Annotated in this window: 9 protein-coding genes; 3 read left to right on the plus strand and 6 right to left on the minus strand. The window is 71.4% G+C overall.

Annotated elements, in window-relative coordinates; translation table 11 throughout:
• Positions 1–66: 66 nt before the first annotated feature.
• Positions 67–1011, minus strand: a complete 945-nt coding sequence (locus CCN51_RS46320) for an LLM class flavin-dependent oxidoreductase (protein ID WP_014175625.1) — start codon at positions 1009–1011, stop codon at positions 67–69.
• A gap of 103 nt (positions 1012–1114) precedes the next feature.
• On the opposite strand from CCN51_RS46320, the gene CCN51_RS46325 reads away from it, so the two are divergent.
• Positions 1115–1552, plus strand: a complete 438-nt coding sequence (locus CCN51_RS46325; RefSeq protein WP_014175624.1) for an organic hydroperoxide resistance protein — start codon at positions 1115–1117, stop codon at positions 1550–1552.
• Between the two features lie 144 nt (positions 1553–1696).
• Here CCN51_RS46325 and CCN51_RS46330 read toward each other — a convergent pair whose 3' ends face one another.
• Genes CCN51_RS46330 through CCN51_RS46340 form a run of 3 tightly spaced genes read right to left on the minus strand, consistent with a single transcriptional unit; the run spans position 1697 to position 3968 of the window.
• Positions 1697–2788 (minus strand): hypothetical protein, encoded by a 1092-nt coding sequence (locus CCN51_RS46330; RefSeq protein ID WP_014175623.1) that lies wholly within the window; start codon positions 2786–2788, stop codon positions 1697–1699.
• Positions 2789–2828: 40 nt separating this feature from the next.
• Positions 2829–3395, minus strand: coding sequence for a 3'-5' exonuclease (locus CCN51_RS46335; protein ID WP_014175622.1), 567 nt, complete (start codon positions 3393–3395; stop codon positions 2829–2831).
• Positions 3396–3443: 48 nt separating this feature from the next.
• The gene (locus CCN51_RS46340) at positions 3444–3968 is read right to left on the minus strand and encodes a hypothetical protein (RefSeq protein ID WP_055413909.1); all 525 of its coding nucleotides are present in this window, start codon (positions 3966–3968) and stop codon (positions 3444–3446) included.
• Here CCN51_RS46340 and CCN51_RS46345 point away from each other — a divergent pair.
• Both CCN51_RS46345 and CCN51_RS46350 read left to right on the plus strand, forming a co-directional pair.
• Positions 3967–4575: a hypothetical protein gene (locus CCN51_RS46345; RefSeq protein ID WP_143676109.1), complete on the plus strand. Its 609-nt coding sequence runs from the start codon at positions 3967–3969 to the stop codon at positions 4573–4575. The genes CCN51_RS46340 and CCN51_RS46345 overlap by 2 nt on opposite strands.
• A gap of 184 nt (positions 4576–4759) precedes the next feature.
• Positions 4760–6196 (plus strand): carboxypeptidase regulatory-like domain-containing protein, encoded by a 1437-nt coding sequence (locus CCN51_RS46350; protein ID WP_055413908.1) that lies wholly within the window; start codon positions 4760–4762, stop codon positions 6194–6196.
• Positions 6197–6296: 100 nt separating this feature from the next.
• Here the strand turns inward: CCN51_RS46350 and CCN51_RS46355 are convergent, their stop codons facing one another.
• Together CCN51_RS46355 and CCN51_RS46360 are read right to left on the minus strand one after the other, a co-directional pair.
• Positions 6297–7949 (minus strand): phosphodiester glycosidase family protein, encoded by a 1653-nt coding sequence (locus tag CCN51_RS46355; protein ID WP_014175618.1) that lies wholly within the window; start codon positions 7947–7949, stop codon positions 6297–6299.
• Between the two features lie 201 nt (positions 7950–8150).
• Positions 8151–8896 (minus strand): sirohydrochlorin chelatase (locus tag CCN51_RS46360; RefSeq protein WP_086860932.1); only part of this gene is annotated, 746 nt, incomplete at its 5' end.

Below are 8896 nucleotides of genomic sequence, written 5' to 3' on the forward strand. Positions count from 1 at the left end.
CGCTCGCCGACGAGGTCGAGGGTGCGCGCGGTGGCGCAGTACTGGTTGTACGTTCGCTGTTCCACTTCACCACCCTAGACCGCGCAGTAGCGGCAGCACCCGGTCGGCCAACTCCTCCAGGCCCTCGTCGTGGTCATTGGTCGCCAGACGGATGACGACGTGGCGGGCGCCCGCCTCGGCATAGCCGTGCAACCAGTCGGCGGCTTGGCGGGCCGTACCGGCGAACATGGCCTGGATTTGCTCGATGCGCTCAAGCGGCGCGTTGTAGTAGGGCTCGATGGTGCTCCGCAGGCGCTGGCGCGCGTTGTGCGGATCCTCGTCCAGGCAGAGCGTCGCGTACAGGGCGGGGGTGACCGTACGGGCCGTCGCCGCGCGCTCGATGGTCTGGCGTTCCTCCGCGTATGTCGTCGTCTCGGGCGGATAGGGGAGCCAACCGTCGGCGAGGCGGGCCACCCGGCGCAGCGCCGGGCCGCCGCTTCCGGCGAGCCAGATGGGCGGGCCGCCCCGACGGTACGGCGGGGGCGCCAGCCGCACACCGTCGAAGGAGAAGTGTTTGCCCTGGTGGGAGACCTCCTCTCCGCTCCAGAGCCGGCGCATGGCGTCGATCGACTCCTCCAGGCGGCTGATCCGGCGGGCGAAGTCGACGCCGACCGCCGCGAACTGGGCCTCGGTATCGCGGTTCGGGAATCCGCCGCCCATACCCGCGATCAGGCGCCCCTCCGACAGCCGGTCGAGGGTGGCGAGTTGGTGCGCCAGCAGGATCGGATGGCGCAGCGCCGGGAGCAGCACGGCTGTGCCGAGGGCGATCCGTTCGGTGGTCTCGGCCACGGCGGCCATCAGCAGCAGCGGATCGGCGCGGGGCCTGGTCACGGGGGAGTCGCCCGCCCAGACCGAATCCAGCCCGAGTTCTTCCGCGCGCCGCGCCTGGGCGATGAGTCGCCGTGGTGCGTGCTCGCCCCGAACGGTCTGGTCGCGCGTCGGCAGAAGGTAGCCGACCTCAAGTCCCACCATCTCGACCCCCAGTTGTTGTCGTGGGGTGTCCGAGCCTAGCGATTGACTTCCTGATTTTGAAGTGACAGATTCAGATTGCGGAAGCAATACAAGGGAGTTGAGGATGACGAAGGCGCTCTACACGGCGGAGGCAAACGTGGCCGGAGGCAGAAGCGGCCGCGGTCGGACCTCCGATGGACGGCTTGACCTGGAACTGAGGCTGCCCAAGGAGTTGGGCGGGGACGGTGAGGGCGCCAACCCCGAGCAGCTTTTCGCGATCGGGTACGCAGCCTGCTTCGGTGCGACGCTGGCTCTGATCGGGCAACGCGGGAACCTCAAGGCGGACGACGCGGAGATCGACGCGTCGGTCTCGCTGATCCCGATCGACGGTGGCCGCTTCAAGCTCGGCGCCGAGCTACGGATCTCACTGCCGTCGGTCACCGGCGAGCAGGCCGTTGAACTGGTCAGCGCGGCCCACGAGGTCTGCCCGTACTCCAACGCCACGCGCGACAACCTCGATGTGGCGCTGGTGGTCAATGGCTCGCGGATAGGGCGGAGTTAGCGTCCGCGTGGATCTGACGGTGCAGTTCTGAGGGCACAATCTGGTGGTCCCAGCCGGGCGCGGGAGAGGCCATGAGGACGCCGGCCACGAGCTCACAGCGGGCGCGGGCCGGGTGCTCCGAGAGGGCGAGGACATGGTCGGCCGTTATCCGCTGATGTGGATGAGGGCGGTGCGTCCCGCCCCGACCAGGAGGAGGCAGGAGTCCGCTTCGCCGGACAGGACGGATTCGAGGGGGAGGTTCTTGGCGTAGGCGAGAGTCGGTGGGGTTCCGGGCGCCCCGGTGATCTTGGTGAGGATCGTTTCGAGGAGGTCGCGGGCGAGCCAGGAGACCAGTTCATCGCCGGGGATCTCGGGGGTCGTGGAGTCGAACTCCCAGACCAGGGTCTGGGCCCGGGCCGCCGCCACCATGTTCCGTTCGGACTCGGTCAGCGCGGCTTTCAGGGTGGCGGCGTCCAGTGCCCACAGGACATCGTCGGTTTCGTCGTCGCCCTCCTTCGCGATCAGCCAGTCTTCGTCCCCGGCCCAGCCCGTGCGGAAGGCGGCGTCGGGGTCGGCGACGTTCAGGTCGACGTCATGGGTGCCGAAGGTCACCTCGAAGGTGACCGCGTCGGTGTTGTTGATCTGGAGGAATTCGCTGAGCAGGGACGTGACACAGGCGATCCGGTACTCGGGCGTGTCATTGGCGTCGGGGGTGGCCGGGGCGGCCTTGGCGTCGGCCAGGGCCAGTCGCGTTGTTCTGTCGTGGGAGCGCACCAGCAGATGCAGCTCATCGTCCAGCGCGGGGCCGTTCGGCTCGGCGGCCACCGTGATGCGCAGCAGATCCGTACCGTCCGCCGCCAGGTGACCGGCCAGGTATCCGGCGAGCGCCCGGCCCCGTCGGTCCGATTCCGCTGCGTCGGCGAGGAATTCGCTGACGAACGCGAACGCCTGCTCCGCACCCTCGTCCGGCAGGCCCCATGAGGCGTGCAGGGGGCCGGAAGACGTCTCGTCCGGGTCTTCGATGTCGAACCGTTCGACGGCCACCGGATGGCGCTCTCCGTCGGGGCCGGCGAACGTGGACGGGAAGGCGCCGTAGTCCGACACCTCGGCCAGGGAGGGCGCGGTGGTCCACTTTTCCTCGTACGACGCCGGGGCTTCGCCGCCGACGAGTGCCAGGCGCCGGCGCGGCAGCCACAGCGCGAACAGGTGCTCCACGGCTTCGAGCGGGTCGATATGGCGCAGCTTCGCTGGCGTCAACGTTCCTCCCCCGGGCACACGTTGGTGATCGGGGCGGAGCCTACAAGGAGTGGGCCGCGCCGCGCCCCAGCAACCCCGCCAGCAGCCCCGCGATGTTCCACGCGTCGTCCACGCCCCGGTGGTGTGTGCCCTCGAGGCTGAGCCCGGCGTGGCTGAGAGCGCCGGCCATGCCCAGTTCGCGGTCGAGGGAGTGCATCAGCGAGTAGAGGTTCTTGACGTTGAGATGCCGGGTGCCGAACGGATAGCGGATGTTCGTCGCCGACGACTGGCGCGTGAACTGGGCGCGGTCGTACTCGCCCCAGCTGGCCCATACGCGGTGTCCGGCGCCGTGTTCGTCGCGCAGGATCTCGCAGGCTTCCGCGAAGCCGATGCCGGCGGCGGCCTGTTCGGGGGTGATGGTGGTCAGCTCGGTGCAGAAGGGGCTGACCGTGGAGTGCTCAGGGCGGACCATGAGGGAGCGGCGGACGGGGCGTTCGCCGGTGGCGACGTCCAGTTCGCACAGGCCGATTTCGATGATCTCGGATTCCATGCCCTCGGGGGCCGGGCCGTCCCAGCATGTCGCTTCGACGTCCACGACGAGGATGCGGTCGAGTCGCAGTCTTGCCATACGGGGTAGCGAATCACGGCGACATGGTGGCGGGCACGCCAATTGTCGTCAGGCGGGGCGCCGGGGCGTGGGCCGGGGCGGCCAGGCGGCGATGGCCCCGGCGGTGCCGCCGCCGAGGAGGGCGAGCGCGATGGTCCAGGCGATCCAGCGGTGGGCCGCCAGGTCGAGGACGCTTTGGTCGAGGGCGCCGGCGGGCTGTGCCTCGTAGGGGTTCGCCCGGTCGTAGACGACGGTCGTCGCCACGCGGTCCTCGGCGTCGCGGTGGCCGTGCGGGACGTAGAGCGAGCCGTCGATCGCCTCCTCCGGTACGGAGACGGAATCGCCGTCGGCGTCGATGAAATCGAGCCACACCGACGACGTCTGGCAGCTGATGCCCCGGCCCTGGGTGCAGGAGGTGGTCAGGGACGCCTGGGCCCGGGAGTGGAGTCCGTGGGCGCGCAGCGCGGCCAACTCGGCGTGGCCGTCCCATACGTGCTTGACCTGGCCTGCCAGCAGCAGAGCGCCGATCAGCGCAACGGTCACGGCGGCCGCGGTCGTCCACCATCGACGCAGCGGACTCTCCATGGATGCCATGAGTAGCACCGTAATCGAGGTGGCCGAAACCCGTGTTGTCACCCCCGCCAACGGGGTCTTCGAGGCGCTGGAGCTGCACGACCGGTTTCCGGTCACGCTGGAGGAGGGCGCCGATGTGGAGGACATGTCGTCGCGCCGGGGCGCGTACCCCGTGTTCATCACGCCGGAACTGGACGGCTGGCGGCTGGTCTTCGGCAACCTCGCCGAGGTGGTCGGCTGGGACTGGGACGAGTGGATGGGCGCGGTCGAGCGGCTGAGCGAGCACTGCGGCGAGGCGCAGATGTTCTTCCAGGACGAGGCGGCCGGGTCGGATGTCTGGGTGGTGGCCGAGAAGGGGCGGATCCGGCGGCGTTATGCGGCGGAGGACGACCCCGAGTGGATTGGTGAGCCGCTGTCGTGGGAGGACCTGCGCATCGATGAGGAGGACTTCGACCCGGAGTACGACGAGGCCGAGCCGAACGAGGGCACGGCGCGGGCGGCCTACGCCTGCGGGCGGCTGTCCGTCGACCCCACGCGGACCGGCCCCGACACGCGGATGCGCGGCCACGGCTGGCTGGCCCTCAACGCCCCGGGCGTCGGGTACAAGGATCTTGACCTACTTGTGTAGCAAGTATGCGAGTTTGTGCGGGATTTACCCTTTGAGGCAGATCCCGCATGGTCAAATTCCCATCTAAGGAAGGTAAAAATCCGGCAAAGTATAGCTTTAATGAATGATGTTTTATGATCGAGCCTTCTGCTGACTCGCCGGGCTTTGGCTGCTCGACGAACCCGAAAGTAGTCACGGAGGCTCCATGGCAGAGCGGTCTGAGAAGCGTCGGCCCCGGGCCGTGGTCCGAACGCTCGCCGAATTGCTGTGGTTTCCGGCGCTGCTCTTCGCGGGGTTCCTCTTCTTCTTCGCCCCGGCGCTGCACGCCCCCGCCCCGCACCATGTGAAGGTCGCGGTGTCCGGCCCCGGCGCGGCTCGCCAGATTGCCCGGGTCCTGGACGAGAAGCGGCCGGACGGCTTCGACGTCAGGGCGGTTCCCGACGCCGACGCGGCACGCCAGGCGGTACTGGACCGGGATGCGGTGGGGGCCTACGCCGCCGACCCGGCGCACCCCACGCTGTATGTGGCGAAGGCCAACGGGAAGTCGCTCGAGCAGGCGCTGAGCGAGGTCTTCGGCAACATCGCCACCAAGCAGGGCAAGCGGCTCACGGTCACGGACGTGGCGCCCACGGCGAGCGGCGACGCGATGGGCAGCAGCCTGCTCTATTACGGGATCGCGTGGAGCATTCCCGGCTATGTGCTGGCCACGACGCTGCTGCGGGCGGTGACCCTCGGCCGCCGGGGGAAGATCCTGGTCATCTTGGGGGTCGCCGCCGCCTTCAGCGTCCTCGGCTTCTACGCGGGTGTCGCGATGGACATCCTGCCGAACGATCCGGCCGCCATCCCGATCGGGTTTCTGATGACCGCGGGCGTGGCGATGGGGGCCACCGGGCTCGCCCCGTTCGTCAAGCAGTTCTTCCCCGGCGTGGCCATGACCCTGTTCATTGTGATGTCCATTCCGACCAGCGGCGGGGCGGTCCCCGTGCCGTTGCTGCCGCCGTTCTTCCAGGCGGTCCACCTGGCCATGCCCCTGGGCAACGGGCTCGACGCGTTGCGCGGAATCCTCTACTTCGACGGCGCCGGCGTGCTGCGCCCCGTCCTGGTGCTGTGCGCGTGGATCGCGGGCGGAGCGGCCCTGATGGGGCTGTTCGCCTGGCGGCAGCGGCGCGCGACCGTGCGGTCGGCCGTGCTCGACGACGACGGGACCGGTGCGGACGAGTTCGACGAGGGCGAGGCCGTAGAGGAGCCGCCGGTGGACGATCCGGCGCTGGAGATGCCGACGCCGACCGCGCTCCCGGTCCACGAGCACCACTTCGGCGAGCCGGTGCCCATGTTGGTGGGCAGGGTGCACGACGCGCAGGACGAGCCCTTCGCGGGGGCCGCGGTGACGGTCATGGACTCGCGGGGGCGGCAGCTGGTGCGCACCACGACGAACAGAAACGGGGAGTACGCGGCGACCGGCCTTCCTGAGGGATATCTGAGCGTGGTGATCTCCGCCGCCGGCCGGAACCCAGTCGTCCATCAGACCCTGCTCCGGCCGGGGGCGACCGCCCGGGCGGACTTCGCGCTGCACGGGCGGCGGGACAGGGAATCGCGTCTCTTGCACGGGACCTCCGTCCATCAGGGGACGGTCATACGGTGAGGTCGGGGCTCGCCTGAGCCAACCACGTCGAGTCGCGGTGGTTTCGGGCCGGCGACATGCCGACGCCACGGCGTGTCGTCGGCCCGGAACCACCACAAGGTCACCGACCGGCGCGCGCCGGAAGCACCTGCACCGTGTCGCCCACCGGACGCTCGCCCGCCGCGTCCGAGGGGGCGTTGACGAGCTCGCCGGCGACGGCCATGGCGCTGGAGCCGCCGCCGTCCAGGTTGAGCGCCCGTTCCGCGCCCAGGGAGCGCATGAACTCCGCGCCCTCCGCCAGGGTGAAGCCCTCGCTGACGCCGGGCCGGCGCCCGTCCACGGTGACCAGGAACAGGCGTCCGCCCTTGTCAAGGCCGGCCATGGTGCGCGGCTGCCGTCCGTTGGACCAGGCGTAGCCGAAGGAGAGGTCCTGGGGGTCGAGCATGCCCTCGGTGGCGGCGTCGATGGCGATCCGGCCGTCCTCCACCAGGGTGGGCGCGGCGCTGACGATGCTGTCGTCGGGGCCGAGCGCGACCTGCCGCCCGGCGGTGTCGCGGACCGTCTCCTGGACGGCGATCCGCTCGCCCGGACGGCCTTGGGCCGTCAGCCAGTCGGCGGCGGAGCCGACGCCCTGGAGCACCGAGCCGCCGGACGGGACCTCGCCGCCGCGCCGGCCGACGGAGACCACGCGGTGGTCGGCGTCCAGCACGACCTGGACGCCGGGGCCGGTGGGCAGGTCGGCGCGGAACGCCGCGGTGAACTTGACCAGGTCGTCGGCCTTGGCGCAGGTGAGGTCCTGGCGGGGCAGCTCGGTGGGGGTGGCGCCGGGGCGGCCGCAGTTGCGCACCTTGCCGGGCACCCGGTTGATGCCCTGCACCGCGTAGGCGGCGGATCCGGACCGCGCGGTGACCGTGGTGGTCAGATCCGCGATACGGGCGCGCCGGCCGCCGTCGGCGAGGATCAGCGCGGCGCGCGAACCGGCGGCCATCGACTGCAGTTCGCCGTCGTAGGCGCCGATTCCGGCCATCGTGCCCTGTACGCCGTCGGTGTCGGAGGTGATGAAGAAGCCGCCGTTGACGCCGATCAGCGAGCCGGTCTTCGCGGCGACCGAGGAGGTCGTCTCGCGGTCCGCGACATTGCCGTTGTGCGTGGCCTCGACGGTGCCGGTGAAGGCGGCCGGGTCGATGACCGCGACATGCACGCTCTCCCGGTCGGCCGGCTGCTCGACGTCGTAACCGGTCCACTCCACGGCCGGCTGGAGGCCGAGCGCGGTCACCTTCGGGGTCGTGCGCTGTGCCTCGTCCGAGGTGGCGTACGTACCGACGCGCACCCGCCAACCCATCGTGCCGCGCGGCGTGTCCGCGTACGCGGGCCAGCCGACCTGCTCCAGGCGCGGTTCGAGCCCGGCGTCGCGCAGCCGTCGCGCGGTGTCCTCGGCCCAGGCGTGCGTGCCGAGCGGGGCGAACGTCCGGGCGCCGGTCAGCCGGTTGACGGCGGGGGCGTGGATGGCGACCGTCCAGGCCGGCTTGGCGTCCGGGTGCTGGATGGTGCCGGTGCGTATCTGGACGCCCGGGGCCACGGTCCGCGTCGTCCACTGGACCTGGGCGGCGGTCGCTGTGGGGTCGGCTGCCTGCGCGGGTGCGGGCGCCGACAGCGCCGACTGGGGGACGACCGTCAGTGCGATGGTGGACGCCACGGCGAGCGCGACTCGCGTACGAGGTCCGCGGCGGGCTCTGTCGGCTTCGAGTGTACGAGTGTCGCGTTCGTTGCGCATGACATCCCCTCCTGGTGGGTGCAGGGAAAGTCCAGCGGTGTCCGGGGGCCGGGTCGGCAAGGGCGGCGGACCGTACGCGGAAGGGGCGGTGAACGGAGGGGAGGGATGTGGTCCGGCCGGGTGATGGGTAGCAGGATTATCCCCCACCGGCGGCCACGCCGCCCCTCGTACTGGGCGGGCACCTGACCGCGCGGGTTCGCGTCAGGCCGTGAGCGCGGTGAGCTCCCCGGCCCCGGCCCCGGTCCCGGCCCGCGCCTCGTCGTAGCGGCGCAGCAGCAGCCGGGCCAGCTCCGGGGCCGGGCCCAGAACGCCCGCCAGGACATCCGCGCCCGCCTCGCGCGCGCCGTGCGCGATACGGTCCGGGAGCCGGCCGGGGGCGATGACGTACGGGGCGACGGCCACGCGGCGGACGCCCTCGGCGCGCAGCACGCGCACCGCGTCCTCGGTGCGGGGGAACCCCGCGGGAAATGCCGCGGAGGCGAACGCGGGCCGCACGGCGCACCAACCGGTGTGCCGCCACTCCCGCGCGATTTCTGCGATCACCGCGATCGCCTCCGGGTCGGTGGAGCCCGCCGAGGCCAGGACGACCCCGGTCGAGCGTCGGTCGCCGGGCCGCAGCCCGGCCTCGTACAGGCGCCGCTCCAGGGCCCGCGTCAGCAGCGGCGAGGGGCCCAGGACGTCGGCCTGCCGGACGCGCAGGCCCAGGTGGCGGGCCGTCGCCTCGCGCAGCACCGCCGGGATGTCGGCCTTCGCGTGGAAGGCGCGGGTGAGCAGGAGCGGGAGGGCGACGATGTCATGGGCGCCCTCCGCGTCGCGGGCGCCCTCCGCCGCCAGGCGGTCCAGGACCTGGCCCACCCGCGGTGCGTTGAAGTCCAGGAACGCCGCCTCCACCCGCAGCCCCGCCCGCAGCGACCGCGCTCGCGCGCACAGCGCGGCGACGGTCGCCG

The organism is Streptomyces milbemycinicus (genome assembly GCF_002154605.1).
Lineage (GTDB): Bacteria > Actinomycetota > Actinomycetes > Streptomycetales > Streptomycetaceae > Streptomyces > Streptomyces milbemycinicus.

Coding starts and splice junctions, on each gene's coding strand:
- CCN51_RS46320 (WP_014175625.1), bottom strand. CDS start 1,011: ATGGTGGGACTTGAGGTCGGCTACCTTCTGCCGACGCGCGACCAGACC.
- CCN51_RS46325 (WP_014175624.1), top strand. CDS start 1,115: ATGACGAAGGCGCTCTACACGGCGGAGGCAAACGTGGCCGGAGGCAGA.
- CCN51_RS46335 (WP_014175622.1), bottom strand. CDS start 3,395: ATGGCAAGACTGCGACTCGACCGCATCCTCGTCGTGGACGTCGAAGCG.
- CCN51_RS46345 (WP_143676109.1), top strand. CDS start 3,967: ATGAGTAGCACCGTAATCGAGGTGGCCGAAACCCGTGTTGTCACCCCC.
- CCN51_RS46340 (WP_055413909.1), bottom strand. CDS start 3,968: ATGGCATCCATGGAGAGTCCGCTGCGTCGATGGTGGACGACCGCGGCC.
- CCN51_RS46350 (WP_055413908.1), top strand. CDS start 4,760: ATGGCAGAGCGGTCTGAGAAGCGTCGGCCCCGGGCCGTGGTCCGAACG.
- CCN51_RS46355 (WP_014175618.1), bottom strand. CDS start 7,949: ATGCGCAACGAACGCGACACTCGTACACTCGAAGCCGACAGAGCCCGC.